The sequence below is a fragment of the Pseudomonas medicaginis genome, assembly GCF_965119365.1.
Taxonomy (GTDB): domain Bacteria; phylum Pseudomonadota; class Gammaproteobacteria; order Pseudomonadales; family Pseudomonadaceae; genus Aquipseudomonas.
Map to the genome: position 1 here is coordinate 6,121,860 of NZ_OZ221631.1, position 24,905 is coordinate 6,146,764.

A 24,905-nucleotide genomic window follows, 5' to 3' on the forward strand; every position below is an offset into this window, starting at 1 on the left:
GTTCTACCTCAGCTTCAGGGTGGCAAGGCCGATCAGCACCAGAATCACGGTGATGATCCAGAAACGGACGATCACACGTGGCTCAGGCCAGCCCTTGAGTTCAAAGTGGTGGTGGATCGGCGCCATGCGGAATACGCGGCGGCCGGTCAATTTAAAGGAAGCAACCTGAATGACCACTGACAGGGTCTCCATCACGAACACACCGCCCATGATGAACAGGACGATTTCCTGGCGAACGATAACGGCGATGGTGCCCAGGGCCGCGCCGAGCGCCAGCGCGCCGACATCGCCCATGAAGACCTGCGCCGGGTAGGTGTTGAACCACAGGAAGCCCAGGCCGGCACCGATCAGCGCACCGCAGAACACGATCAGCTCGCCCGCCCCTGGCACATAGGGGATCAACAGGTATTCGGCGAATTTCACGTTACCCGACAGGTAGCAGAAGATCCCCAGGGCGCCGCCAACCATGACCGTCGGCATGATCGCCAGGCCGTCGAGACCATCTGTGAGGTTGACCGCGTTGCTCGAACCGACGATCACCAGGTAGGTCAGCACGATGAAACCTGCGCCCAACGGAATGCTGTAGTCCTTGAGCATCGGCAGGATCAGGGTGGTTTCCACCGGCGAGGCGGCGGTCATATAAAGGAAGATCGCCGCGCCGAGACCGAACACCGACTGCCAGAAATACTTCCAGCGGCTTGGCAGCCCACGGGAGTTCTTCTCGATGACCTTGCGGTAGTCGTCGACCCAGCCGATGGCACCGAAGAACAAGGTCACCAGCAGCACGACCCAGACGTAACGGTTCGCCAGGTCGGCCCAGAGCAAGGTGCTGATGCCGATGGACGAGAGAATCAGCGCGCCTCCCATGGTCGGCGTACCGGACTTGGACAGGTGCGATTGCGGACCGTCGTTACGGACCGATTGGCCGATCTGCAGGTTCTGCAGGGTGCGGATCATCCACGGGCCCAGGAACAGTGACAACGACAACGCGGTCAGCACACCCAGGATCCCGCGCAGGGTCAGGTACTGGAAGACCGCGAAGCCTTTGTGGAACTGTTGCAGGTACTCCGCTAGCAGCAGCAGCATTAATGTTTCTCCGTGGAGGCGCCGCACAGCGCTGCGACGATGTTTTCCATCGCTGCGCTGCGTGAGCCCTTGATCAATAAGGTGGTGTTCGGATCCTGCTCGGCGCCCAGGGCCTGGATCAGTTCGGCCTGAGTGGTGAAATGCCGTGCGTGCTCGCCAAATGCGGCGACCGCATGGGCCATCATCGGACCGACCGCATACAGCGCGTCGACCTTGCCGCGCGCATAGGCACCGACATCGTGATGCCCCTGTTGCGCCCACTCGCCCAGCTCACCGATATCCCCCAGCACCAATACGGTACGGCCGGAGAAACCGGCGAGGATATCCACGGCTGCGCACATGGACGACGGGTTGGCGTTATAGGTGTCGTCGATCACGCGCATGCCGTTGCTGGCCAGTTGCGCGACGGAGCGCCCCTTGACCGGCTGCACCGCGTTCAGCCCGGCGACGATGCCCGGCAGCGAAACGCCCAGGGCATGGGCGGCAGCCGCCGCGGCCAGGGCGTTGGCCACGTTATGGGTGCCCAGCAGGTTCAACTGGACCCGCTCCGCGCCGTCGGGGCTGTGCAGGTTGAAGGCCGGGCAACCACGGGCATCGCGGTCCAGGTCGCTGGCGTAGAAATTCGCGGCGAGGTTGCTCAGGGCAAAGGTCAGCACCTTGCGCCCGCCCGCCCGGGTCTTCCAGATTTCGAAGGCCTTGTCGTCGAGATTCAGCACGGCGACGCCATCGGCATCCAGCCCCTCGATGATCTCGCCCTTGGCCTCGACGATTTTTTCCGGGCCGCCGAACTCGCCGACGTGAGCAGTCCCGGCGTTGTTGAGCACCGCCACATGAGGCTTGGTCATGCCCACGGTGTAGGCAATCTCGCCGAGCCGCGAAGCCCCCAGCTCGATGACGGCTGCGCTGTGTTCCGGCGCCAGCTCCAGCAGGGTCAGCGGCACGCCGAGGTCGTTGTTCAGGTTGCCACGGGTCGCCAGCACCGGACCACGGGTGCGCAGGATGCTGGCCAGCATTTCCTTGACCGTGGTCTTGCCGCTGGAGCCGGTGATGGCCGCGACCGGTTTGTCGAACGCCGCCCGGTTCAATGCCCCCAATTGGCCCAGGGCCTGACGGGTATCAGCGACCAATAGCTGCGGCAGCGTGCTGTTGCTCACTTCCCGCTCGACCAATGCAGCAACGGCACCTTTGGCGGCGACTTCATTCAGATAATCGTGGCCATCGAAACGCGGCCCGGCCAGGGCGACGAACAATTGCCCCGGCGCGATCGCCCGGCTGTCGATGCTGACACCGTCGAAGGTGGCATCCGCGGCGATGAGGCGCGCATTCAGGGCGCTAGTCAGTTCGCTGAGCTTCAGGGCCTCAAGCATGGGCCACCTCCCACGCGGTCAGGGCGTGATCGGCTTCCACCAGATCGGAAAACGCATGGCGTTCACCGTTGATTTCCTGATAATCCTCATGCCCCTTGCCGGCCAGTACGATGACGTCGTCCGCCGAAGCGCTGGCGATCAATTGGGCAATGGCCTGGCCGCGACCGGCGACAAAGGTGACGTTATCCACAGCCGTGAAACCGGCGCGGATGTCGTCGAAAATCCGCTGCGGGTCTTCGGTACGAGGGTTGTCGTCGGTGACCAGCACGCCGTCTGCCAGGCGCTCCACGACTTCTGCCATCAACGGGCGTTTGCCGCGGTCACGATCGCCACCGCAGCCGAACAGGCACAGCAACTTGCCCTTGGCGTGAGGACGCAGGGCCGTGAGAACTTTTTCCAATGCGTCGGGGGTATGGGCGTAATCGACCACAACCAGTGGTTGAGTCCCACCGCCCAAACGCTGCATGCGACCGGCCGGCCCTTCGAGCTTCGGCAAGACCTTGAGAATTTCGTCCAGCGCGTAGTCCAGGCCAAGCAAGGCACCGATGGCCGCCAATACGTTGCTCAGGTTGAAGCGGCCGAGCAAGGTGCTGCGCAAATGGTGCTCGCCCTGAGGCGTGACCAGCGTGGCACGCACGCCTTCGTCATTGAATTGCGCCTGGCGTATATAAAGGTAGGCGCCGGCATCTTCCAGGCTGTAGGTGATCAACCGCGACTCGCGCTTGTCGGCAGCCAGTTGCCGACCGAATTCGTCATCGAGGTTGATGACCCGGCACTTCAGGTCATTCCAGGCAAACAGCTTGGCCTTGGCTTCACCGTAGGCCTGCATGGTGCCGTGGTAATCCAGGTGATCCCGGGACAGGTTGGTCAACACCGCCACATCGAATGCCAGGGCAGTCACGCGGCCCTGGTCCAGGCCATGGGACGAGACTTCCATCGCAACGGCCTTGGCACCGGCCTTCTTCAGGTCCGCCAGGGTCGCTTGTACGGCAATCGGGTTCGGCGTGGTGTGCAGGCCGCTTTCCAGCGCACCATGAAAACCGTTGCCCAACGTGCCGACAATGCCGCAATGCTGGCCGAGCAGGTCCAACGCCTGGGCCACCAGTTGGGTCACGCTGGTCTTGCCGTTGGTACCGGTCACGCCCACCAGGTTCAGGTGGCGGCTCGGGTCACCATAAAAACGCCCGGCGATGTCCGACAGCTGCGCCACCAGGCCCTTGACCGGAATCAATGGGACGTCAGTGATCGGCAGCACGGTCGCGCCTTGCACTTCATAAGCCACGGCAGCGGCGCCACGCTTCAGGGCGTCGGCGATATGCTCGCGACCGTCGACACGGGCGCCCGGCACCGCGAGGAACAAGTCCCCGGCACGTACATTGCGGCTGTCCAGGGCCAACTCACGAATCAGCAGATCGTGACCGGCGTGGGCAAAAATCTTGTTCAGGCTCAAGGACATCAGCCACGCCCTCCTTCGGCTTTCAGGGGAACGACCGGCGCGGTATTGGCCTGCTGGGTCGGTGGCAGGTTATCCGGGGTGATGTTCATCAGGCGCAGGGTGCCGGACATCACTTTGCTGAACACCGGCGCCGAGACCAGGCCGCCGAAGTAACCCGCCTTGCTCGGTTCGTCGATGACCACGACGATGGCATAGCGCGGGTCGCTCATCGGACCGAAGCCGGCAAACAGCGAACGGTAGGAGTTCTCGGCGTAGCCTTTGGTGCCCACGGAGGTTTTACGGGCCGTACCCGACTTGCCTGCCACGTGATAGGCCGGCACTTGGGCGCGATAGACACCGCGCGGCGCCTCGATCACCTGTTGCAGCATGCCTTGCATGGTCTTGGCGACGTTTTCAGGGATCACCTGGGTGGTCTGCGGCGCCTTGTCGGTCTTGATCAGGGTCAGCGGTGCCATGCGCCCGTTGTTCGCCAACGCCGAGAACGCGTGGACCAACTGGATCGCGGTCACGGAAACACCGTAGCCGTAGGACAGCGTGGCGGTTTCAGCCTTGCGCCAGTCACGGTAGTTCGGCAGGTTGCCGACACGCTCGCCCGGGAAGCCCAGGCCGGTGTCCTGGCCGAGGCCGATTTTCTGGGCCAGGCGATAGATCGTTTCGCCGCCGATATCGAAGGCAATCTTGCTCATGCCGACGTTACTGGAGTTGATCAGGATGCCGGTCAGGTCGAGCACCGGGCCTTCGGTCTTGGACACGTCACGAATGGTGTACTTGCCGATCTGCAGGGTGCCCGGGTACACCTCGACGGTGTCGCTCGGCTTCCAGCGCCCGGTTTCCAGGGCGGCGGCCATGGACACGGCCTTCATGGTCGAACCCGGCTCGAACACGTCGATCATCGCGCGGTTGCGCATCATCGCCGGTTGCAGGTTGCGACGGTTGTTCGGGTTGTAGGTCGGCTGGTTGACCATTGCCAGGATCTCGCCGGTCTTCACGTCCATGATCACCAGGCTGCCGGCCTTGGCACCGTTCTCGACGATGGCATTGCGCAGCTCGCGGTTGGCCAGGTATTGCAGGCGCAGGTCAATGGACAACGCCAAGGGCTTGCCGGCCTTGGCGTTTTTGGTGACTTGGACATCCTTGATCAGCCTGCCGCGCCGGTCCTTGATGACCTGGCGCTTGCCGGCGACCCCGGCGAGCCATTCGTCATAGGCCAGCTCGACACCCTCCCGCCCTCGATCATCGATGTCGGTGAACCCGACCATGTGGGCGGTGACTTCACCGGCCGGGTAGAAGCGCCGAAACTCTTCGATGCCGTAGACACCGGGGACCTTCATGTCGAGCACGCTCTGGCCCTGCTCGGGCGTCAAGCCGCGCACCAGATAAATGAATTCCTTGTTGGCCTGGGCTTCGAGCCGCTCGGCCAGGGCCTTGGGATCCTGTCCCAGGGCGGCGGCCAGTGCCGGCCACTTTTCCTTGGCCTGCTGCATTTCCTTGGCGTTGGCCCACAAAGTGGTCACCGGGGTGCTCACGGCCAAGGGCTCGCCATTACGGTCGGTGATCAGGCCGCGATGAGCCGGAATCGGAATATGCCGCACACTGCGGGCGTCGCCCTGCTCCTTGAGGAAGTCACGGTCGACGACCTGCAGGTCGATGATGCGCCACGAAATCGCCGCCACCATGAGCCCGAGCAAACCCAGGACCAGACGAAAACGCCACGGGAACAGCGCCCCTTCGAGTTTCATCATGGCGCCACCATCTGTACTTCGGCGGCGCCGGGAATGCGCATTTTCAACTGCTCGGTGGCCAAGACTTCGATGCGGCTATGGGCGGTCCAGGTGCTTTGCTCCAGGATCAACCGGCCCCACTCGGCCTGCGCCTTGTCGCGCACGCTCAGTTCGTTGTAGAGGGTATTGAGCAACTGCCGGTTCCAGTGCGCGCTATAGGACACGGCGATGGCCGACACGAGCACGCCGATAAACAGCAGCAGCATGAAAAAGCTGCCGCCGGGCAGGGGCTTGGCGAAGAGCTTGCTCACCGCAACTTCTCCGCGACGCGCATGACGGCGCTACGGGCGCGTGGGTTGGCCTTGAGTTCAGCTTCGGAGGCGAACTGCGCCTTGCCATGGATCTTGATTTTCGGCACGAACGCCTCGAAACGCACCGGCAGGTTGCGCGGCAGGTTATCGGCTTCGCCCTTGGTGAGCTTGCGCATGAACAGCTTGACGATACGGTCTTCCAGGGAATGGAAGCTGATCACCACCAGGCGGCCGCCGATTTCCAGCGCTTCAAGCGCCGCCTCGAGGCCGACCTCCAGATCACCCAACTCGTTATTGACGTGGATGCGCAAGCCCTGGAAAGCACGGGTCGCCGGGTTCTTGCCCTTTTCCCAGGCCGGATTGGCAACCTTCAGCACCTCGGCCAGGTCGCCGGTGCGTTCGAAAGGCTTGATGTCGCGGCGCTCGACCACGGCGCGGGCCATGCGGCCGGAGAAACGCTCTTCACCGTACTCCTTGAAGACACGGGCGATTTCTTCCACCGGGGCGGTGTTGACGAACTCGGCGGCGCTGATCCCACGGGACGGGTCCATGCGCATGTCCAGCGGGCCATCATTGAGGAAGCTGAAGCCGCGCTCCGGGTCATCCAGCTGCGGCGACGACACGCCCAGGTCAAGCAGCACGCCGCTGACCTTGCCGGCCAGGCCACGCTCGGCGACTTCCGCGCCCAGCTCGGCAAAGCTGCGCTGCACAACGACAAAGCGGCCGTCTTCGGCCGCTAGCGCTTGCCCGGTGGCAATCGCTTGAGGGTCCTTGTCGAACCCGAGTAACCGGCCGTCCGGCCCCAGCTGACTGAGAATCAGCCGGCTGTGTCCGCCACGCCCGAACGTGCCGTCCAGATAGCAGCCATCAGGACGTACGGCGAGCGCCTCGACGGCTTCGTCAAGCAGTACGGTGATGTGGTTAAAGCCGCTATCAATAGTCACAGGATCAAATCACGCAGTTCATCAGGCATGGCGCCCGGTTGTTGAATAGCAGCGAGGTCAGCGGCAGAAACCGCATTCCAGGCATCTTCGTCCCACAGCTGGAACTTGTTCAGTTGGCCCACCAGCATCGCGCGCTTGTCCAGCTTGGCGTATTCGCGCAGGCGCGGCGGCACCAGGAAGCGACCACTGCCATCAAGCTCGAGGTCGACGGCATTACCAATCAGCAAGCGTTGCAGGCGGCGGTTTTCTTCTCGTAACGAAGGCAGTGCGCGCAGTTTGGTTTCGATGATTTCCCACTCATCCAGGGGGTAAACGCACAAACAAGGGTCAACGGCGTCGATCGTGACGATTAACTGACCGGAACTCCGCGAAACGAGCTCGTCACGATACCGGCTGGGCATGGCGAGCCGGCCTTTTGCATCGAGACTGATAGCGTTAGCTCCGCGAAACACGTCAGCGTTTCTCCACTTTTTGGCGTTTTACCTTCAAAAAAACCCACTTCATGCCACTTTCCGCCACTTGCGCACACTATAGGAATGCCCCCACTGCACCGTCAAGGCGCGTAATGAAGGAAAAGCCTTATAGATCGGAGATTTAGGAGCGTTTCAGGAGGGGTAACAAGAATCTGACGTAGGAAAATTCACCTCAACCCGAGGCAGCACAGGGGGCTGCGCGCGCAAGTTAAAGTAATTTATTAAGAGTAAGATTTTTTTGGTATTAGGAACTGCGTCTGCCAGTGATTCCGGCAGGAAGGGAAGAAGGTGGAGAGTCGATCTGTAAGCCGGGTTCTGTCTTGAACAGTCATTCGTCTACGATGGCCATCACTGGACATCTTTAGCAACCTACCCGGTCCCAGCGCGGGCCACGCCTTGGGACCCTATTTGGTCTTGCTCCAAGTGGGGTTTACCTAGCCACGAACTGTTGCCAGCCGTGCGGTGCGCTCTTACCGCACCTTTTCACCCTTACCGGCGCCGAAACGCTTAGGCGGTTATTTTCTGTGGCACTTTCCGTAGGCTCACGCCTCCCAGGCATTACCTGGCACTTCGCCCTATGGAGCCCGGACTTTCCTCCCCCCCCTAATTCTCATAGGGGGCAGCGACTGTCCGATCGACTCTCCGCCGCGAAGGTTAACGGTAGAGCGCTTGAAGAACAAGCGCTAAAAGCCCGGGGCCACCCCTGTGTCCCGGTTTCACTGGTCTTTCTGCCTTTCCAGTGCGACTTGATACAGCACATTCTTGCGCTCGCCGGTGATCTGCGCCGCAAGCGCCGCGGCGCGCTTGAGGGGCATTTCTTCGAGCAGCAGATTCAAGACGCGCATCGCCTCGCTGCTGACGGCATCCTCGCTTTGCGGCGGCGTCCAGCCTGCCACCAGCACGACGCACTCACCGCGCTGCTGGTTGCTGTCGTTTTCGACGAACGCCCGCAGCTCTGCCAACGGCAACCCCTTGAGGGTCTCGAAGGTCTTGGTCAGCTCGCGAGCCAGCAGCGCCGGGCGCTCGGCGCCGAACACCCGCTCCATGTCTTGCAGGCATTCCAGAATGCGGTGCGGCGCCTCATAAAAGATCAGCGTGCGCGGTTCTTCCTTTATAGCGTCCAGGCGCGCCCGTCGCCCCACCGCCTTGGCCGGCAGGAAACCTTCAAAGATGAAACGGTCCGACGGCAGGCCCGCCGCCGACAGCGCCGCGATCAATGCACAAGCGCCCGGCACCGGCACCACACTGATACCGGCCGCGCGAGCCTGGCGCACCAGATGATAGCCAGGGTCGGAAATCAACGGCGTACCCGCATCGGAAATCAGCGCGACGTTATCGCCCGCCAACAGCCGGGTAATGAAACGACTGCCCTCGTCCCGTTCATTGTGTTCATGACAGGCCGCCAACGGCGTGGAGATGCCGAAATGCTGCAGCAGACGCTGTGAGTGGCGAGTGTCTTCAGCTGCGATCAGTGCAACCTCCTGCAGGATTTTCAGCGCCCGGGCACTGATATCGTCCAGGTTGCCGATGGGCGTCGCCACCACATAAAGCGAGCCGGCGGCGGAATTCAAAGCACCTGGAGCAGTCAAGACACATACCTCATGATCGGTAAAAACCGCCATTGTAGCGTGTGCAGTCCGTCTCGGCTGTTCACATCAGCCATTGTGGCGAGGGGATTTATCCCCGCTGGTCTGCGCAGCAGACCCAAGACCTGCCGCCTCGGCGTGTCAGGCTAAATGGTTTTCCAGCCTTTTGGGGCTGCTGCGCAGCCCAGCGGGGATAAATCCCCTCGCCACAGGTTTGGTGCCAACGCCTATCAGCGACAGCGCCTTTGGCTACATCACAACATTTGAACCATCTAAATTGATCGATTCACGCCAGTAACATCGCGCCCCGGCCAGTGCTTGGGTACAATTCGACGCTAATTTGATCTCGTATCAGGAACACTTACATGATCGCTTGCCTGCGGCTGCTCTCCGCCCTCTGCCTCGCTGCCCTCCTGGCGGCCTGCGCCAGCTCGCCCTCGTCCAGCCTTGGCGAACTTCCACGGACCCCGGACGCCAGTATCGAGCAGTTGCTCGAACAGGCCACCCAAAGCAAAACCCCGGAAAAAGCCGCCCTGCTGCGCCTGAGTGCCGCAGACCTGGCTTACCGCCAGGGCAATGCCGGCCAGTCCGCACAGATCCTGCAGCAAGTGCCGATGGAACAACTCAAGCCCGGCCAGCAGATTTTCGCCAGCACGCTCTCGGCTGAACTGGCGATGACCCGCAACCAACCCAAGGCCGCGCTGACCGCCCTGAGCCATCCAAGCCTGCAACACCTGAGCGAAATGCCGGTGGAGCAGCAGGTCCGCACCGGCACCGTCCACGCCCGCGCCCTCGAAGCCGATGGCCAGACCCTGGCCGCGGCCAAGGAGCGCATCTTCATCGCGCCCATGCTGGAGAACGACGCCGCAGCAAAAAACCACGAAGCCATCTGGTCGCTGATCGCCTCGCTGCCCACCGACCAGTTGCAGCCAGCCTCCACCGACGACCTCGGTGGCTGGCTGAGCCTGGCCCAGGCCGTCAAGACTGCCGGCACTCTGGAACAACAGCAGGCAGCCATCGACCACTGGCGCGAGCAGAACCCGAAGCACCCCGCCGCCCTGCAACTGCCGACACCCCTGGTCAAGCTCAAGGAACTGGCCAGCCAGCCACTGAGCAAGGTCGCCCTGCTGCTGCCACAGAGTGGCCAGTTAGCCGCGGTTGCCAGGGCCTTGCGCGAAGGCTTCATGGCCGCGCATTACCAGGCCCAACAGGCCGGGCAGACGCCGCCCAGCATCCAGTTCTATGACAGCGCCAGCCTGACCTCCATGGACGAGTTCTATCGCAAGGCCCAGGCCGACGGCGTGCAACTGGTCATCGGCCCGCTGGAAAAACCCCTGGTCAAGCAGATCAGCACCCGCCCACAATTGCCGATCACCACCTTGGCGCTGAACTACAGCGAAGGCGAACAAGGGCCACCGCAACTGTTCCAGTTCGGCCTGGCCCCCGAGGATGAAGCTCGTGAAGTGTCCCGTCGCGCCCGCGCCGATGGCCTGCACCGCGCCGCCGCCATGGTACCGAAGGGCGAATGGGGTGATCGCGTACTGAAGGCCTTCAGCCAGGACTGGCAGGCCAACGGCGGCACCATCGTCGCGATCGAACGCGTCGACCAGCCGGTCCAACTGGCCCAGCAGATCGCCGACATGTTCCAGTTGCGCCAGAGCGAAGGTCGCGCCAAGAGCCTGCAAAGCACTGTGGGTACCGCGGTCGCCGCCCAGCCGTCCCGTCGCCAGGACATCGAGTTTATTTTCCTGGCCTCGACGCCGCAGCAAGCCCAGCAGATCAAGCCGACCCTGAACTTCCAGTACGCCGGCGACGTGCCGGTCTACGCGACGTCTTCGGTGTTCAGCGCCAGCGGCGACCAGAACCAGTACAACGACATGAGCGGCATCCGCTTCTGCGAAACCCCGTGGCTGCTCGACGCCAATGACCCGCTGCGCAAGCAGGTCACCGCGCAATGGCCCCAAGCGGGTGGCAGCCTGGGTCGGTTATACGCGATGGGGGCCGATGCCTATCGTCTCGCGCCGCGCCTGGGCCAGCTCAAGACCTTGCCGGACAGCCGCATCGAAGGCCTGTCGGGTAGCCTGGCGGTGTCTGCGACCCAGCGCGTGCAGCGTCAACTGCCATGGGCCGAGTTCGTCAACGGCCAGGTGCAGCGCCTGCCGGACACCCAGCGCTGATGCCTGACCGATCACGCCAGCAAAGCGGACGGGATGCCGAGGGCCAGGCCCTCGCGCATCTCCAGCAACAAGGCCTGCGGCTGGTGGCGCAGAACTGGTTGTGCAAACGTGGCGAGCTTGATCTGGTCATGCTTGACGGCGATACAGTAGTATTCGTCGAGGTCCGCTACAGAAAAAATACCCAATGGGGTGGCGCGCTCGACAGCATTGACGAGCGCAAGCGCCGCAAGCTGGTGTTCGCCGCGCAGTATTTCCTGCAACGCGAGTCTCGCTGGGCCGATTACCCTTGCCGCTTCGACGTGGTTGCCATCGACAGCAACGCCGACCAGTTGAACTGGCTGCAGAACGCCTTCGACAGTTGAGCGCCCATGCCGAGCCGGATACCTTCACCTCACTTTTTTGCTCTTTGCTTTGCGCGCCGCACACGTTTGTGCCGATAAGCCGCGCTACTTAAGGTCACACAGATGGACATGCAATCGCGAATTCGCCAGCTTTTTCAGGCCAGTATCGACACCAAGCAACAGGCGATGGACGTACTTGCACCACACATCGAGCAAGCCAGCCAAGTGATGGTCAACGCCTTGCTCAACGAGGGCAAGATGCTTTCGTGCGGCAACGGCGGCTCGGCCGGCGACGCTCAGCATTTCTCCTCGGAACTGCTCAACCGCTTCGAGCGCGAGCGGCCGAGCCTGCCGGCGATCGCCCTGACCACCGACAGCTCGACGATCACCTCGATCGCCAACGACTACAGCTACAACGAAGTCTTCTCCAAACAGATCCGCGCCCTGGGCCAACCCGGCGATGTGCTGCTGGCGATTTCCACCAGCGGCAACTCGGCCAATATTATTCAAGCGATCCAGGCCGCACATGATCGCGAAATGATTGTCGTAGCATTGACCGGTCGTGACGGCGGCGGCATGGCATCACTGCTATTGCCCGAAGACGTCGAGATCCGCGTACCGGCCAATGTCACCGCACGTATCCAGGAAGTCCACCTGCTGGCGATCCACTGTCTTTGCGACTTGATCGACAGCCAACTGTTCGGGAGTGAAGAATGACCCCTAATCGCCTAGGCCTTCTGGCCCTGACCCTGTGCCTCGGCATCAGCGGCTGCACATCGGTGGTTAACGCCAGCCGGGAAAAGCCGATTGAAGACGACCGCGGCACCCGCACCTTCGGCAGCAAGATCGACGACTCCCTGATTGAAACCAAGGTCGGCGTGAACATCGCCAAGGCCGACCCGGACCTGGACAATAACTCGCACATCGTCGTCACCAGCTTCAACGGTGTCGTACTGCTGGCCGGCCAGACCCCTCGTGCCGACCTGAAGGCCAAGGCCGAGCAGGAAGCCAGCGCCGTGCAGCGGGTCAAGACCGTGCACAACGAACTGCAGGTCCTGCAACCCTCCTCGCTGCTGGCGCGCCAGAATGACGCCTGGCTGACTACCAAGATCAAGACCCAGATGCTTACCGACGCCAGCATTCCTGGCTCGCGCATCAAGGTTGTGACCGAGAATGGCATCGTCTATCTGTTGGGGCTGCTGACCAAGCAGGAAGCCGCCCAGGCGACCAATCTGGTGCAGGGGGTGTCTGGGGTGCAGAAGATCGTGAAGTTGTTTGAGTATATTGACTGAGGGTAGTGGCGGTTCTTGATGCTGCGCTTGGTTTGACTGGAAAAACGGTGCTTCTTTATATGGAGGGCGCCGTTTTTTTGGTGTGCATATCCGTTTCTTCGGTAACGGCTGCTTATGGTTCCGCCCTTACGGCGGGTCACTTTTGGAAGAGCGCCAAAAGTAACCAAAAGCGCTTTTGCGGTATGACTCACCCACATGGGTTACAAATCAGTTCACGCACATAGGTAACAGTTTTTAACTGGCATGGTCGATTTCGCGAGGATCTGACCATGTCCTGGAGAGAGCTGAAACCTATGGACCTCAAAGTGATGTTCATCGCTGAGTATCTATCCGAAAAGCACAGCTTTAGCAGGCTGTGCCAGGACTATCAGATCAGCCGAAAGACCGGCTACAAATGGGTCGAGCGCTATGAACTGGAGGGACCCAGTGGGCTTGACGAACGTAGCCGCCGACGGCACAACCAAACCTATGTAGTGCCGCTGGTTGTGAGGCAGGCCATTATTGAGCTTCGCTCTACTGGCGAAACGGTTCCGGGTCCTAAAAAGATCCAGAACGATTTGATGAAACGTTTCCCGGGGCAAGATCCGCCGTCGAAAACGACGATTTACAACATCCTCAAGGCCGTTGATTTGATCACGCCTCGGCCGTCGCGCCAGCGTGTCGCTGTCTATCCCAAGCCTTTGCGTAAGGCAGAAACGCCTAATCAGCTTTTCAGCGCAGATTACAAGGGCCAATTTCTGACTGGGGCGGGCGTTTGGTGTTATCCGCTGACGATCATGGATCATGCCAGTCGCTTCCTGCTTGCCTGCGAGAGCATGGCCAATACCAATCTCAAGGAGACCCAGCAAACTTTCGAGCGCGTTTTTCGTGAGTATGGGATGCCTGAGCGCATCCGCACCGATAACGGCGTGCCGTTTGCCAGTACGGGGCGTGCTGGGCTGTCGCAATTGTCGATCTGGTGGCTACGCCTTGGGATTATTCCTGAGCGAATTGAGCCTGGTCGGCCAGATCAAAATGGACGTCATGAGCGCATGCACCGGACGTTGAAAAGTACCTTTCCCCAACCGCCGGCAATTGCTTGGGAGGCTCAGCAAAAACATTTTAATCGATTTATGCAGCACTACAATTACGAGCGGGGACACGAGGCGCTCGGTCAGAAAACTCCGGCCTCCTGCTACACACCCTCAACTCGGGCTTACCCGGAGAAGTTACCGGAAATGGGGTATGCGAGCCATATTGAGTGTTACCTGGCAGATGGTAGCGGAATCATTAATCGAGCCGGTCTGCGGATATACGTAGGGAATCTGCTTAGGCATCAGAACATTGGAATGGAGATGATCAAGGACGGCGTATGGAATGTGATCTTCGGTCCGGTGATCCTAGGTCACGTCAATGCCAGGGACGCAAAGAACGGCTACGTTTCAATCAAAGTGTCACCTATGTGAATGCACTTTTTTGTAACCCATGTGGTTGTCCCGTACATTTGCCCCACCACTGGGCACCTCGCCTAGGCTCGGTGTTCCCTCACTCCGGCATTGCTCCGTGGGCCCGCCGCGAAGGGCCATCCATGGCCCAGCGCGGCTATCCCGGCATCCATGCCGGGATGCCCACTACGCAATGCCTGCGCTCGGCCCTTGTGGTTAATGGGGCGCCTAAGATCAAAAGCAAAAGCCAGAGCAAAAGCCAGAGCAGAAGCGAGGCGGCCTAACGGCTGACCTGACTTTCCGGCTGTACCTCAATCCAACTGTGGGAGCGGGCTTGCTCGCGAAGGCGGCCTCACAGCCGACCTATCTCTCCCGGCTGCACCTAAGTCCAACTGTGGGAGCGAGCTTGCTCGCGATTGCAGTGTGTCAGCCAACATCAATGCTGCTGAGCTGACGCCATCGCGAGCAAGCTAGCTCCCACAGAGGGCTGGGTGCTTAGTGCAAAGCTATCGAGGGTCGACGTTATCCAGCACCTGGTTCGCCAGCAATGAAACTCAGTTCAATCAACTGCTGAATGCCAAGCGCCAAATGACGCCGCGAGCCTTCCAGGTCGAATGCGAGTTCGTTGGCCATGGCGTCCGCCGAGGCCAGGGTTTCGCTGAGATTGGCGAGTAAGCATTCGTTATCGAGGCCTTTCACAACGGTGAATACCTGGCCCGGTTTTGGTTCGTCTTGGGACTTATCCGACTTCGGCAGCAAGTAGTGATCAAGCACGCGTTGGGTGGTTTCGTCTTGCTGCTTGGCTTTGGATTTTGCGGACTGCGCGGTGGAGTCCGCTCCGGGCGGGTTCGGAGTTATCTTGTACGTATGCTTCGGTTCCTGATGTAGTGCCGACCACCCCGAAGCTACTAAACAAAAGGGTGGCGGCTGTACGCAGGTTAGTAGACCGGGGAACCGAAGAAGCCGGCGCGCCTGAGCGCCCTGCATACAGCCACCATCAAGAACAGGTAGGGCCCTGTTTGAGAGTGCTCGTACAACTTCGATTACCTCGGGCTACTAAACCCGACCACTGATGGGCAGTGGCAGGAAAGACAATAGAACCCGGAGACAAGGCGCACAAGCGGGCGGATTCTGGCGTAATTGTAGGCAAAGGCGCAAGGATGCGTGGGGCTGCGCGGGCAAAATGGTCAGGTTGGATATTTATCTGAAGGCACAGCCTCCCCCTGTGGCGAGGGAGCTTGCTCCCGTTCGGCGGCGTAGCCGTCGTGGGGCGGGTTCAAGTGGTTTTCCTGAAAGAATGCGTCATTGGTTTTGGGACGGCTTTGCCGACCAGCGGGAGCAAGCTACCTCGCCACAGGGGGTTAAGTGTTGCAATCCAGGGCTGTGCTCGACCATGGCATTCGATTTACTGGAAATACACCCTGAGAGATTGGGTGGCTGTCAGACCGTCTTCGCGAGCAAGCTCGCTCCCACAGGATTCAGGTACGGCCGGAAAAGTCAGACCGATCGTTAGGCCGCCTCGCTTTGGCTTTGGCTTTGGCTTTGGCTTTTGATCTTGAGCGCCCCATTAACCACAAGGGCCGAACGCAGGCATTGCGTAGTGGGCATCCCGGCATGGATGCCGGGATAGCCGCGCTGGGTCATGGATGACCCTTCGCGGCGGGCCCACGGAGCAATGCCGGAGTGAGGGAACACCGAGCCTTGGCGAGGTGCCCAGTGGTGGGGCACAGACCTTTTGGTTACTTTTGGGGCGTTTGCCAAAAGTGACCCGCCGTAAGGGCGGAACCATAAGCAGCCATTACCAAAGAAACGGATATGTATACCAATCCTTACTTCACCACCTTAAGACTAGGCCGCCCACTAGGCCGTGGCGGCTCATCATCCGGCGGCAGGTCCTCGTCAGCCTCGAAGGCCTCCTCGCCGTCCAGCGGCGTCTCGAGCTCAAACACCATGCCCTGGCCATTCTCCCGGGCATAAATCCCCAGAATCGCGGCAATAGGTACGAACAGGGTGTGCGGCACACCACCGAAGCGCCCTTCGAAACTGACGGCGTCGTTGTCCATGTGCAAGTGACGCACGGCGGCTGGCGACACGTTCAGGACAATTTGCCCGTCATTGGCAAAACCCTGCGGCACCTGCACCGACGGAAACTCGGCATTGACCAGCATGTGCGGGGTGCAATCATTGTCCACAATCCACTCGTAGAGCGCGCGGACCAGATAAGGTCGACTGGAGTTCATAGCGGCTCCCTAAGCCTTAGCGCATGTCGCGTTCGACACCAGACAGACTCGCCTGGAATGCCTCACGCGCAAATTGGCGTTCCATATAATCAAGCAGCGGCTTGGCAGGCCGCGGCAGTTCGATACCCAAAATCGGCAAACGCCAGAGTATGGGCAATAGGCAGCAATCCACCAGACTTTGTTCCTCACTGAGGAAAAACGGTTTGTCGACGAACAACGGCGATACACCCGTCAGGCTTTCACGCAATTCCTTGCGCGCCACGACCCGCGCCGACTCCTTGGTCCGGGAATCCAGGATCAGGTCCACCAACCCACACCAGTCACGCTGGATGCGATGGATCAGCAAGCGGCTGTTGGCACGCGCGACAGGATAAACCGGCAGTAAAGGCGGATGGGGATAACGCTCATCCAGGTATTCCATCACCACGGTCGACTCCCACAACGCCAGGTCACGATCGACCAGCGTGGGCAGGCTGCCGTAAGGGTTCACCTCGATCAGCTTCGGCGGCTGACGACCCGCTTCGACGTAAATGATCTCGGCGCTGACACCCTTCTCTGCCAGTACGATGCGTACCCGGTGGGAATAGTGGTCGGCGGGGTCGGAGTAACAGGCCAACCGATTGGTCACGCCCATGGCGATCCTCCTCGCTTGTTGAAATTATCGAAAAACGGAAAAACGAGCGCGCCCAGAGGGCGTCTCCCGTAACACCTGGCAGGCCAGGCTCGTTACATATAGAGACGCCCTTGGGCGCGCACGATTAACAGCAATGGCTTACAGCTTTATCAATGCACGTCTTTCCAGTATTCACGCTTGAGCAGGTAAGCGAATACGAAGAAGAACGCCAGGTACAGCAATACATAGGTACCGATGCGCTGATGCTCCAGCTTCACCGGGTTGGCCGAGTAGGCCAGGAAGGTCACCAGGTTCTTGACCTTCTCATCGAACTGGTCTGGGGTCAGACTGCCGGTGTTTGGCAATACAGTCAGCTGGTCGCAGGCTTCATGGGTCAAAGCGGAGCCAGTCAGCGGATCGAATTGCTTTTTACCGTCTTCAACGATCTGAACCTGTTTGCAGCCTACCACCTGGCGCCCCTGGAGGCCGACCAGAACGTTAGGCATGCCGACGTTCGGGAAGACCTTGTTGTTCACGCCCCATGGACGCGCAGGATCTTCGTAGAACGAACGCAGGTAACCGTAGAGCCAGTCGGTGCCACGCACACGGGCGACCAGGGTCAGGTCCGGTGGCGCGGCGCCGAACCAGGTCTTGGCGTCCGCAGGCTGCATGCCGATGGTCATGTGATCGCCCAGCTTGGCGCCGGTGAACACCAGTTTCTCGAGCATCAGCTCATGAGGGATACCCAGGTCATCGGCAACGCGCTCGTAGCGCTGGAACTTGGCACTGTGGCAACCCATGCAGTAGTTGGCGAACGTACGCGCGCCGTCCTGCATGGCGGCCTTGTCGGAAACGTCGATGTCGACTTTTTCCAGCTCCGGACCACCGTGTTCAGCCGCGAAGGACAGTACAGGCATAGCAGCAAAAATCAGTACAGCAAATAGCTTTTTCATCAGCCAGTCACCCTTTCCGGAACCGGTTTGGTCTTCTCGAGCCTGGTGTAGAACGGCATCAGAATGAAGTAGGCGAAGTAGAGGAAGGTGCAAACCTGCGACAGCAGCGTGCGCCCCGGTGTCGGTGCCAGTACACCCAGCACACCCAGGATCACGAACGAGATGCAGAACACCACGAGCCAGATCTTGCTCAGCCAGCCTTTGTAGCGCATCGACTTGACGGGGCTGCGGTCCAGCCACGGCAGGACGAACAGTACGGCGATGGCCGCGCCCATGGCGATAACACCCAGCAGCTTGTCTGGAATCGCCCGCAGGATCGCGTAGAACGGCGTGAAGTACCAGACAGGGGCAATGTGCTCAGGGGTCTTGAACGCGTTCGCCTGCTCGAAGTTCGGCTTCTCGAGGAAGTATCCCCCCATTTCCGGGAAGAAGAACACGATGGAGCAGAAGATGAACAGGAAGACCACAACGCCGACGATATCCTTCACGGTGTAGTACGGGTGGAAGGCAATGCCATCCAGCGGTACGCCGTTCTCGTCCTTGTGTTTCTTGATGTCCACGCCGTCCGGGTTGTTCGAGCCGACTTCGTGCAGCGCCAGGATGTGCAGCACCACCAGGCCGAGGATCACGATGGGCAGGGCAACTACGTGCAAGGCAAAGAAGCGGTTCAGGGTGATGCCCGAGATCAGGTAGTCACCACGGATCCACTGGGTCAAGTCGTCACCGATGACCGGGATCGCACCGAACAGCGAGATGATCACCTGTGCACCCCAGTAGGACATCTGGCCCCACGGCAGCAGGTAGCCCATGAAGGCCTCTGCCATCAGCGCCAGGTAGATCAGCATGCCGAAGACCCACACCAGCTCACGCGGTTTCTGGTACGAACCGTAGAGCAAGCCACGGAACATGTGCAGGTAGACCACGATGAAGAACGCCGAAGCGCCGGTGGAGTGCAGCAGACGCAGGATCGAGCCGTACTCGACGTCGCGCATGATGTATTCGACGGAGGCAAACGCTTCTTCCGCCGACGGGGTGTAGCTCATGGTCAGCCAGACACCGGTGACGATCTGGTTGACCAGAACGAGCAGCGCCAGGGAGCCAAAGAAGTAGAAGAAGTTGAAGTTCTTCGGTGCGTAGTACTTGCTGAGATGGTCTTCCCACATTTTGGTCGCGGGAAAGCGCGCATCAACCCAATCCATTAGTTTGCTCATCACGCTTTCTCCGTATCGACGCCAACGACAATGATGTCATCGGTCTCATAAGAATGCGGGGGAACTGGCAGGTTCAGAGGTGCAGGTTGCGACTTGTAGACGCGACCGGCCAGGTCGTAGTGGGAGCCGTGGCAAGGGCAGAAATAACCCCCGACCCAGTCCTTGCCCAGATCGGCAGGGGCCACTTCAGGACGGAACGTTGGCGAGCAACCCAGGTGCGTGCAAATACCGATCAATAGCAGGACTTCTGGCTTGATCGAACGCGTTTCAGGATTGACGTATTCCGGTTGGACCGAGTTCTTGGAGGATGGGTCGGACAACTGACCCTCGATCTTTTTCAGATTCCCCAGGATTTCCTCTGTACGGCGGACGATGAATACCGGCTGGCCGCGCCACTCAGCAATCATCTGCTGGCCTGGCTCGATCTTGCTGACATTCACTTTCACCGGTGCACCTGCGGCTTTCGCCTTGGCGCTGGGAAACCATGACCCCACGAACGGGACCGCAGCCCCCACCGCTCCTGCAGCACCCACCACGGATGTGGCTGCTACCAGGAAGCGACGCCGGCCTGCATTCACGCCGTCATTGCTCATTCAGTCCTCTCCCATCAGCTTTGTGGCCTGTTAAATCAGGCGTCTACTAAGTAAAAATCTGAACTTATAAAAATTTTGCCGAATGGTAATGAAAAGCCCCAATTCTGACAAGGTAATTACCATGCGGCCAAACCGCCAAGCCTTGTAGTATAGGGGCTCTACGAATGTGGCAAGTTGTCACAGAGCAATTCTTTTGCCCATAAAAAAAACGCCCAGCTCCGTGAGGAACTGGGCGCCTTTTGAAAGCGGAAGCGAAATTAACGCTTCGAGTACTGCGGACGCTTACGCGCTTTACGCAGACCGACTTTCTTACGTTCTACTTCACGAGCATCGCGAGTCACGAAGCCGGCTTTGCGCAGAGCACTGCGCAGAGTCTCGTCGTAATCCATCAGGGCGCGAGTGATGCCGTGGCGGATTGCGCCAGCCTGACCACTTACACCACCACCGATAACAGTGACGTAGATGTCGAATTTTTCGACGGTCTCGGTCAGTTCCAGCGGCTGACGAACTACCATGCGGGCAGTTTCGCGGCCGAAGAAGTTATCCAGGGAGCGGTTGTTGATGGAGATGTTACCAGTGCCCGGACGCAGGAAAACGCGTGCGGTTGCAGTCTTGCGACGGCCAGTGCCGTAATTTTGAGTCGCCGACATAATGAACTATTCCGTTAAAACTTCAGTTCTTGGGGCTGCTGAGCAGTATGAGGGTGAGCAGCGCCCGCATAAACCTTCAGCTTACGATACATGTCGCGACCCAGTGGGTTCTTAGGCAGCATGCCTTTAACCGCGGTCTCGATCACGCGCTCAGGGGCTTTGGCGATCAGCTTTTCAAAGTTGATCGACTTGATGCCGCCAGGAAAACCGGAGTGGGAGTAGTACATTTTGTCAGTGGTTTTAGCGCCAGTAACACGTACTTGCTCAGCGTTGATCACGACGATGTAGTCACCGGTGTCAACGTGAGGGGTGTACTCAGGCTTGTGCTTGCCACGCAGACGGCTCGCGATTTCGGTGGCCAGACGACCCAGGGTCTGACCAGCAGCGTCGACGACAAACCAGTCGCGCTTTACTGTTTCCGGTTTAGCAGTAAAAGTTTTCATTCTTTATAGCCTCAGGGGCCGCCCTGTAAATTAGACGGCGGATCTTACTGAATAGTGCGTACTTTGACAAGTCAAAGGCAGCCGGATACAGACGCTTTCGGGGGCTCGGGTCGGCGCGTCCGTTCAACGGCAAGATTCTTCGGCGGCGGCGCATCACTTCCACTGCAGAAAGAGGTGCGCAATTATGCAGATTGCGAAAAATATTTCAACCTGCTTTTATGATTGTTTTGCCCAAGGAGTTCCCGATGGACTATCGCCCGCTAGGCCGTACCGATCTGAACGTGAGTGCCCTGTGCCTCGGAACCATGACCTGGGGTGAGCAGAACAGCGAGGCCGAGGCCTTCGCCCAGATCGAACGCGCCAAGGGTGCCGGCATCAACTTCATCGACACCGCCGAGATGTACCCGGTGCCCCCCAAGGCCGAGACCTACGCCACCACCGAGCGCTACATCGGTAATTACTTCAAGAGCCGCGGCGACCGTGCAGACTGGATCCTGGCGAGCAAGATCGCCGGCCCCGGCAACACCATCGACTACATCCGCGACCAGCACCTCAAGCACAACCGCCGCCACATCGTCGAAGCCGTGGACGCCAGCCTCAAGCGCCTGCAGACCGACTGGATCGACCTTTACCAACTGCACTGGCCGGAACGCAGCACCAATTTCTTTGGCCAACTGGGCTACCAGCACAAGGCCGACGAAACCTTCACCCCCCTGGAGGAAACCCTCGAAGCCCTGGACGAACAGGTCCGCGCCGGCAAGATCCGCCATATCGGCCTGTCCAACGAAACGCCGTGGGGCACCATGAAGTTCCTCGCCCTGGCCGAGGCCCGTGGCTGGCCGCGGGCAGTTTCGATCCAGAACCCGTACAACCTGCTCAACCGCAGCTTCGAGATCGGCCTGTCGGAAATCGCCATTCGCGAGCAATGCGGCTTGCTGGCTTATTCGCCACTGGCGTTCGGCCTCCTGTCGGGCAAATACGAAAACGGCGCACGTCCCGCCAAGGGCCGCCTGACGCTGTACAGCCGCTTCATGCGTTACTTCAACCCGCAATCGGAAGCGGCCTGCAGCCGTTATGTGGCCCTGGCCCGCGAACATGGCCTGGACCCGGCGCAGATGGCCCTGGCGTTCGTCACCCAACAGCCGTTCGTGACCAGCAACATCATCGGCGCCACCACGCTGGAGCAACTGGACAGCAACATCGCCAGCTTCGACCTGAAGCTGTCGGACGACGTGTTGGCGGGGATCGAGGCGATTCACAAGGATCAGCCGAACCCGGCGCCTTGATCCATAGGCCTCATCGCGAGCAAGCTCGCTCCCACATGGGTTCGATGCTGATCACAAAATAGCGATCAAACTCGACTCCCCTGTGGGAGCGAGCTTGCTCGCGATAGCGGACCCAAGCCCACCACTGCATCAAAGCGACCGCGCAATGATCTCCTTCATGATCTCATTGGTCCCGGCATAGATCCGCTGCACCCGCGCATCTGCCCACGCCCGGGCAATCGGGTATTCCCACATGAAGCCGTAGCCGCCATGCAATTGCACGCACTCGTCGAGCACCTTGCATTGCAGGTCAGTGCCCCAGTACTTGGCCATCGCCGCCGTCGGCACGTCCAGCTTGCCTTGCAGGTGCAATTCCAGGCAGCGGTCGACGAAGACCCGGCCAATCTGGATTTCGGTGGCCATTTCCGCGAGCTTGAAACGGGTGTTCTGGAAGTCAGCGATGGTTTTGCCGAACGCCTTGCGCTCACGGGTATAGTCCAGGGTCCATTGAAGCGCCGCTTCGGCCGAAGCCAGGCCGCCAATGGCAACGGTCAGGCGCTCCTGGGGCAGCTCTTGCATCAAATAGGCAAAGCCCATTCCGGCCTGTCCGAGCAGGTTTTCCTTCGGTACGCGAACATCCTGGAAGAACAATTCCGACGTGTCCTGGGCCTTCATTCCGACCTTCTCCAGGCGCTTGCCCTTTTCGAAGCCCGGCGTGCCCGCCTCCACCAGAAACAGGCTGGTGCCCTTGGCGCCGGCCTTGGGATCGGTCTTGGCGACCACGATCACCAGGTCCGCCAGGAAACCATTGGTGATGAACGTCTTGGAACCGTTGATGACGTACTCATCACCGTCGAGCACCGCCGTGGTCTTGACCCCCTGCAGGTCGGAACCGGCGCCCGGTTCGGTCATGGCAATGGCGGTGACCATTTCGCCGGATATCAGTTTCGGCAGGTACTTGTGTTTTAGCGCTTCACTGCCGTAATGCAGGATGTACGGCGCGACAATGTCGGAATGCAGCGAGAACCCGATCCCCGTCAGCCCCAGGCGGCCGATCTCCTCGATCACCACCGTGCTGTAGAGAAAGTCTGCGTCCAGCCCCCCGTAGGCTTCCGGGAGATGCGAGCACAACATGCCCGCCTCCCCTGCCTTGTTCCAGAGCTGGCGATCGACATGTCCCTGTTTTTCCCACTGACTGTGGTACGGCACGGCTTCTTTTTCGAGGAAGGTTCGTACGCTGTCGCGAAACAATTCGTGCTCGGGACTGAACAATGTTCTTGGGATCATGGCGCACCTTTGGTTATTGTTGGACGTGGTTATCCGACAGAGCCTAAGCCTGCGATGTACGACAGGACACTGGACACATCCGACAAAAAATAAGACGATCCAGCCGTCTGATGACCACTTTCCCCTATAAAAATAAAGATAAATTATGTCTATGCACGTCTCCACGCCCTTGCGGCGCGTCAGCATCCTGGCCATCGACCGGGTCTTCGCCTCCACCCTCATGCAAGCCAAGGATTTTTTCCACCTGGCCAGCCTGCGCTATGGCAAGCAACTGGGCCACGGCCTGACGCCGGCGTTTGAAACCCGACTGGTCAGCCCCGATGGCAAACCGGTGAACAGCTTCAGCGATGTGATCATGCCGGTGGACGGTGGCCTGGAAAACACCGATGTCATCATCCTGCCGGCCTTCTGGGATGATTTCGCCACCCTCTGCCAACGCTACCCCCAGGTCCTGCCCTGGCTGCGCGAACAACACGCCCGTGGCGCAGTGCTCTGTGGCGAAGCCACCGGGGTGTTCTGGCTGGCCGAGGCCGGGCTGCTCGACGGCAAGGAAGCCACCACCTACTGGCGCTTCTTCAATGCCTTCAAGGAACGCTTCCCCCAGGTGCACCTGAACCAGGACAAACACCTGACCGACGCCGACAACCTGTTCTGCGCCGGCGGCACGACCTCGGCCTGTGACCTCTACATTTACCTCATCGAACGCTTCTGCGGCGCCAATGTGGCCCAGGCCGTGGCGCGGGACATCCTGTACGAAGTGCAACGCAACTATTCGCCAGGGCGGATCGGCTTCGGCGGGCAGAAGCTGCACCAGGACGTGATCATCCTGCAAATCCAGCAATGGCTCGAAGAGCACTTCGCCGACAAATTCCGCTTCGAGGATGTTGCCCGGGAGCATGGCATGAGCATCCGCAATTTCATGCGCCGCTTCCAGACCGCCACCGGCGATAAACCGCTGCATTACCTGCAACGGCTGCGCATCGAAACCGCCAAGGGCCTGCTCTCTGGCAGCCGCAAGAGCATCAAGACCATCAGCTATGAAGTTGGCTACGACGACGCGAGCTTTTTCGCCCGGCTGTTCCGGCAACATACCGACCTGTCGCCGAACCAGTATCGGCAGCAGTTTCAGCAGGCGGCGTGAATCGGCGGGTGAAGCCTCCTCGATGGGAGGGGGCGAGCTTGCTCGCCAGATCACCTCGGGGACTTCCGCGGGTAGGGGATGTCGCACTGAAGAGTCGCGTACTCCATTGGCATAGTGACGGCAGTTGCATTGAGCGAATGTCTGCCGCTCATTAAACCGATGATGCCGCGAACTTTTCACGAGCACTGCCTGAAAAAAACAACGGATCACACGCCCGTGATCCAGCTAGAAAAGCTGCCCAACCAGAAAATACGCGTCCACTTCAACTGGAAGCACAGCCCACCCGAACAAGCTTAGGAGATGCCCTACAGCCTAAGCAGAAACAGCTGAC

At 60.0% G+C, this 24,905-nt stretch carries 23 protein-coding genes, 1 other RNA gene and 1 pseudogene; 7 read left to right on the top strand and 18 right to left on the bottom strand.

All coding sequences use genetic code 11. The features are described 5' to 3' along the window. Positions 1–3: 3 nt before the first annotated feature. From mraY to rsmI, 9 genes are all read right to left on the bottom strand, one after another. Positions 4–1,086 carry a phospho-N-acetylmuramoyl-pentapeptide-transferase gene (gene mraY, locus ACMTA2_RS26905; protein ID WP_053124966.1) on the bottom strand — a complete coding sequence of 361 codons (1,083 nt, stop codon included), beginning with the start codon at positions 1,084–1,086 and terminating at the stop codon, positions 4–6. After that, the gene (locus ACMTA2_RS26910) at positions 1,086–2,453 is read right to left on the bottom strand and encodes a UDP-N-acetylmuramoyl-tripeptide--D-alanyl-D-alanine ligase (protein WP_413792520.1); all 1,368 of its coding nucleotides are present in this window, start codon (positions 2,451–2,453) and stop codon (positions 1,086–1,088) included. Before ACMTA2_RS26910 ends, mraY begins: the two co-directional genes overlap by 1 nt. Next, positions 2,446–3,909, bottom strand: a complete 1,464-nt coding sequence (locus ACMTA2_RS26915; RefSeq protein WP_413792521.1) for a UDP-N-acetylmuramoyl-L-alanyl-D-glutamate--2,6-diaminopimelate ligase — start codon at positions 3,907–3,909, stop codon at positions 2,446–2,448. Before ACMTA2_RS26915 ends, ACMTA2_RS26910 begins: the two co-directional genes overlap by 8 nt. Beyond that, positions 3,909–5,648 (bottom strand): peptidoglycan D,D-transpeptidase FtsI family protein, encoded by a 1,740-nt coding sequence (locus ACMTA2_RS26920; protein WP_413795728.1) that lies wholly within the window; start codon positions 5,646–5,648, stop codon positions 3,909–3,911. The genes ACMTA2_RS26915 and ACMTA2_RS26920 overlap by 1 nt, the downstream gene beginning before the upstream one ends. Beyond that, complete coding sequence (ftsL, locus tag ACMTA2_RS26925) at positions 5,648–5,941, bottom strand: cell division protein FtsL (RefSeq protein WP_003178214.1); 294 nt, start codon at positions 5,939–5,941, stop codon at positions 5,648–5,650. The genes ACMTA2_RS26920 and ftsL overlap by 1 nt, the downstream gene beginning before the upstream one ends. Continuing rightward, a complete protein-coding gene (gene rsmH / locus ACMTA2_RS26930; protein WP_072408876.1) occupies positions 5,938–6,885 on the bottom strand; it encodes a 16S rRNA (cytosine(1402)-N(4))-methyltransferase RsmH in 948 nt (315 codons plus the stop codon). The genes ftsL and rsmH overlap by 4 nt, the downstream gene beginning before the upstream one ends. Then, positions 6,882–7,337 carry a division/cell wall cluster transcriptional repressor MraZ gene (gene mraZ, locus ACMTA2_RS26935; RefSeq protein WP_003205355.1) on the bottom strand — a complete coding sequence of 152 codons (456 nt, stop codon included), beginning with the start codon at positions 7,335–7,337 and terminating at the stop codon, positions 6,882–6,884. Before mraZ ends, rsmH begins: the two co-directional genes overlap by 4 nt. A 309-nt stretch (positions 7,338–7,646) precedes the next feature. Beyond that, positions 7,647–8,000: RNase P RNA component class A (gene rnpB, locus ACMTA2_RS26940), an RNA gene on the bottom strand. 74 nt (positions 8,001–8,074) lie between these two features. Continuing rightward, positions 8,075–8,980, bottom strand: coding sequence for a 16S rRNA (cytidine(1402)-2'-O)-methyltransferase (rsmI, locus tag ACMTA2_RS26945; RefSeq protein WP_413792522.1), 906 nt, complete (start codon positions 8,978–8,980; stop codon positions 8,075–8,077). 329 nt (positions 8,981–9,309) lie between these two features. Between rsmI and ACMTA2_RS26950 the strand changes: the two genes are divergently transcribed. The 5 genes from ACMTA2_RS26950 to ACMTA2_RS26970 all read left to right on the top strand — a co-directional run bounded on the left by ACMTA2_RS26950 (position 9,310) and on the right by ACMTA2_RS26970 (position 14,199). Beyond that, positions 9,310–11,121 (top strand): penicillin-binding protein activator, encoded by a 1,812-nt coding sequence (locus ACMTA2_RS26950; RefSeq protein ID WP_413792523.1) that lies wholly within the window; start codon positions 9,310–9,312, stop codon positions 11,119–11,121. Further along, on the top strand, positions 11,121–11,483 hold the full coding sequence (locus ACMTA2_RS26955) for a YraN family protein (RefSeq protein ID WP_413792524.1): 363 nt from the start codon (positions 11,121–11,123) through the stop codon (positions 11,481–11,483). Before ACMTA2_RS26950 ends, ACMTA2_RS26955 begins: the two co-directional genes overlap by 1 nt. A gap of 102 nt (positions 11,484–11,585) precedes the next feature. After that, the gene (locus ACMTA2_RS26960) at positions 11,586–12,179 is read left to right on the top strand and encodes a phosphoheptose isomerase (RefSeq protein ID WP_007928463.1); all 594 of its coding nucleotides are present in this window, start codon (positions 11,586–11,588) and stop codon (positions 12,177–12,179) included. Beyond that, a complete protein-coding gene (locus tag ACMTA2_RS26965) occupies positions 12,176–12,754 on the top strand; it encodes a BON domain-containing protein (RefSeq protein WP_030139689.1) in 579 nt (192 codons plus the stop codon). The genes ACMTA2_RS26960 and ACMTA2_RS26965 overlap by 4 nt, the downstream gene beginning before the upstream one ends. Before the next feature lie 269 nt (positions 12,755–13,023). Further along, on the top strand, positions 13,024–14,199 hold the full coding sequence (locus tag ACMTA2_RS26970; RefSeq protein WP_413790701.1) for an integrase core domain-containing protein: 1,176 nt from the start codon (positions 13,024–13,026) through the stop codon (positions 14,197–14,199). A 485-nt stretch (positions 14,200–14,684) separates the two neighbouring features. On the opposite strand, the pseudogene ACMTA2_RS26975 reads toward ACMTA2_RS26970, so the two are convergent. The 8 genes and pseudogenes from ACMTA2_RS26975 to rplM form a co-directional block, all read right to left on the bottom strand. Continuing rightward, a pseudogene (locus ACMTA2_RS26975) lies at positions 14,685–15,036 on the bottom strand (DUF6124 family protein). A gap of 971 nt (positions 15,037–16,007) precedes the next feature. Beyond that, positions 16,008–16,418: a ClpXP protease specificity-enhancing factor gene (locus ACMTA2_RS26980; RefSeq protein WP_413792525.1), complete on the bottom strand. Its 411-nt coding sequence runs from the start codon at positions 16,416–16,418 to the stop codon at positions 16,008–16,010. Positions 16,419–16,434: 16 nt separating this feature from the next. Then, the gene (locus ACMTA2_RS26985; protein WP_413792526.1) at positions 16,435–17,052 is read right to left on the bottom strand and encodes a glutathione S-transferase N-terminal domain-containing protein; all 618 of its coding nucleotides are present in this window, start codon (positions 17,050–17,052) and stop codon (positions 16,435–16,437) included. Positions 17,053–17,201: 149 nt separating this feature from the next. After that, the gene (locus ACMTA2_RS26990; RefSeq protein WP_413792527.1) at positions 17,202–17,984 is read right to left on the bottom strand and encodes a cytochrome c1; all 783 of its coding nucleotides are present in this window, start codon (positions 17,982–17,984) and stop codon (positions 17,202–17,204) included. Continuing rightward, on the bottom strand, positions 17,984–19,195 hold the full coding sequence (locus ACMTA2_RS26995; RefSeq protein ID WP_030138561.1) for a cytochrome b: 1,212 nt from the start codon (positions 19,193–19,195) through the stop codon (positions 17,984–17,986). Before ACMTA2_RS26995 ends, ACMTA2_RS26990 begins: the two co-directional genes overlap by 1 nt. Beyond that, entirely contained in the window at positions 19,195–19,788 is a 594-nt protein-coding gene (petA, locus tag ACMTA2_RS27000) for a ubiquinol-cytochrome c reductase iron-sulfur subunit (RefSeq protein ID WP_039591565.1), read from the bottom strand. The genes ACMTA2_RS26995 and petA overlap by 1 nt, the downstream gene beginning before the upstream one ends. Positions 19,789–20,045: 257 nt before the next feature. Next, entirely contained in the window at positions 20,046–20,438 is a 393-nt protein-coding gene (gene rpsI / locus ACMTA2_RS27005; RefSeq protein ID WP_003228056.1) for a 30S ribosomal protein S9, read from the bottom strand. 14 nt (positions 20,439–20,452) lie between these two features. Continuing rightward, a complete protein-coding gene (gene rplM, locus ACMTA2_RS27010; protein ID WP_003205365.1) occupies positions 20,453–20,881 on the bottom strand; it encodes a 50S ribosomal protein L13 in 429 nt (142 codons plus the stop codon). Between the two features lie 245 nt (positions 20,882–21,126). On the opposite strand from rplM, the gene ACMTA2_RS27015 reads away from it, so the two are divergent. Beyond that, a complete protein-coding gene (locus ACMTA2_RS27015) occupies positions 21,127–22,167 on the top strand; it encodes an NADP(H)-dependent aldo-keto reductase (RefSeq protein WP_413792528.1) in 1,041 nt (346 codons plus the stop codon). Positions 22,168–22,296: 129 nt separating this feature from the next. Here ACMTA2_RS27015 and ACMTA2_RS27020 read toward each other — a convergent pair whose 3' ends face one another. After that, positions 22,297–23,433, bottom strand: a complete 1,137-nt coding sequence (locus ACMTA2_RS27020) for an acyl-CoA dehydrogenase family protein (protein ID WP_413792529.1) — start codon at positions 23,431–23,433, stop codon at positions 22,297–22,299. Positions 23,434–23,677: 244 nt separating this feature from the next. Here ACMTA2_RS27020 and ACMTA2_RS27025 point away from each other — a divergent pair, with 244 nt between their 5' ends. After that, positions 23,678–24,574, top strand: a complete 897-nt coding sequence (locus tag ACMTA2_RS27025) for a GlxA family transcriptional regulator (RefSeq protein ID WP_413795729.1) — start codon at positions 23,678–23,680, stop codon at positions 24,572–24,574. Positions 24,575–24,905: the final 331 nt, after the last annotated feature.

Excerpts from the sequence above, each read along its gene's own strand:
- mraY (WP_053124966.1), bottom strand. The coding sequence starts at position 1,086 with ATGCTGCTGCTGCTAGCGGAGTACCTGCAACAGTTCCACAAAGGCTTC.
- ACMTA2_RS26910 (WP_413792520.1), bottom strand. The coding sequence starts at position 2,453 with ATGCTTGAGGCCCTGAAGCTCAGCGAACTGACTAGCGCCCTGAATGCG.
- ACMTA2_RS26915 (WP_413792521.1), bottom strand. The coding sequence starts at position 3,909 with ATGTCCTTGAGCCTGAACAAGATTTTTGCCCACGCCGGTCACGATCTG.
- ACMTA2_RS26920 (WP_413795728.1), bottom strand. The coding sequence starts at position 5,648 with ATGAAACTCGAAGGGGCGCTGTTCCCGTGGCGTTTTCGTCTGGTCCTG.
- rsmI (WP_413792522.1), bottom strand. The coding sequence starts at position 8,980 with ATGGCGGTTTTTACCGATCATGAGGTATGTGTCTTGACTGCTCCAGGT.
- ACMTA2_RS26950 (WP_413792523.1), top strand. The coding sequence starts at position 9,310 with ATGATCGCTTGCCTGCGGCTGCTCTCCGCCCTCTGCCTCGCTGCCCTC.
- ACMTA2_RS26955 (WP_413792524.1), top strand. The coding sequence starts at position 11,121 with ATGCCTGACCGATCACGCCAGCAAAGCGGACGGGATGCCGAGGGCCAG.
- ACMTA2_RS26960 (WP_007928463.1), top strand. The coding sequence starts at position 11,586 with ATGGACATGCAATCGCGAATTCGCCAGCTTTTTCAGGCCAGTATCGAC.
- ACMTA2_RS26965 (WP_030139689.1), top strand. The coding sequence starts at position 12,176 with ATGACCCCTAATCGCCTAGGCCTTCTGGCCCTGACCCTGTGCCTCGGC.
- ACMTA2_RS26970 (WP_413790701.1), top strand. The coding sequence starts at position 13,024 with ATGTCCTGGAGAGAGCTGAAACCTATGGACCTCAAAGTGATGTTCATC.
- ACMTA2_RS26980 (WP_413792525.1), bottom strand. The coding sequence starts at position 16,418 with ATGAACTCCAGTCGACCTTATCTGGTCCGCGCGCTCTACGAGTGGATT.
- ACMTA2_RS26985 (WP_413792526.1), bottom strand. The coding sequence starts at position 17,052 with ATGGGCGTGACCAATCGGTTGGCCTGTTACTCCGACCCCGCCGACCAC.
- ACMTA2_RS26990 (WP_413792527.1), bottom strand. The coding sequence starts at position 17,984 with ATGAAAAAGCTATTTGCTGTACTGATTTTTGCTGCTATGCCTGTACTG.
- ACMTA2_RS26995 (WP_030138561.1), bottom strand. The coding sequence starts at position 19,195 with ATGAGCAAACTAATGGATTGGGTTGATGCGCGCTTTCCCGCGACCAAA.
- petA (WP_039591565.1), bottom strand. The coding sequence starts at position 19,788 with ATGAGCAATGACGGCGTGAATGCAGGCCGGCGTCGCTTCCTGGTAGCA.
- rpsI (WP_003228056.1), bottom strand. The coding sequence starts at position 20,438 with ATGTCGGCGACTCAAAATTACGGCACTGGCCGTCGCAAGACTGCAACC.
- rplM (WP_003205365.1), bottom strand. The coding sequence starts at position 20,881 with ATGAAAACTTTTACTGCTAAACCGGAAACAGTAAAGCGCGACTGGTTT.
- ACMTA2_RS27015 (WP_413792528.1), top strand. The coding sequence starts at position 21,127 with ATGGACTATCGCCCGCTAGGCCGTACCGATCTGAACGTGAGTGCCCTG.
- ACMTA2_RS27020 (WP_413792529.1), bottom strand. The coding sequence starts at position 23,433 with ATGATCCCAAGAACATTGTTCAGTCCCGAGCACGAATTGTTTCGCGAC.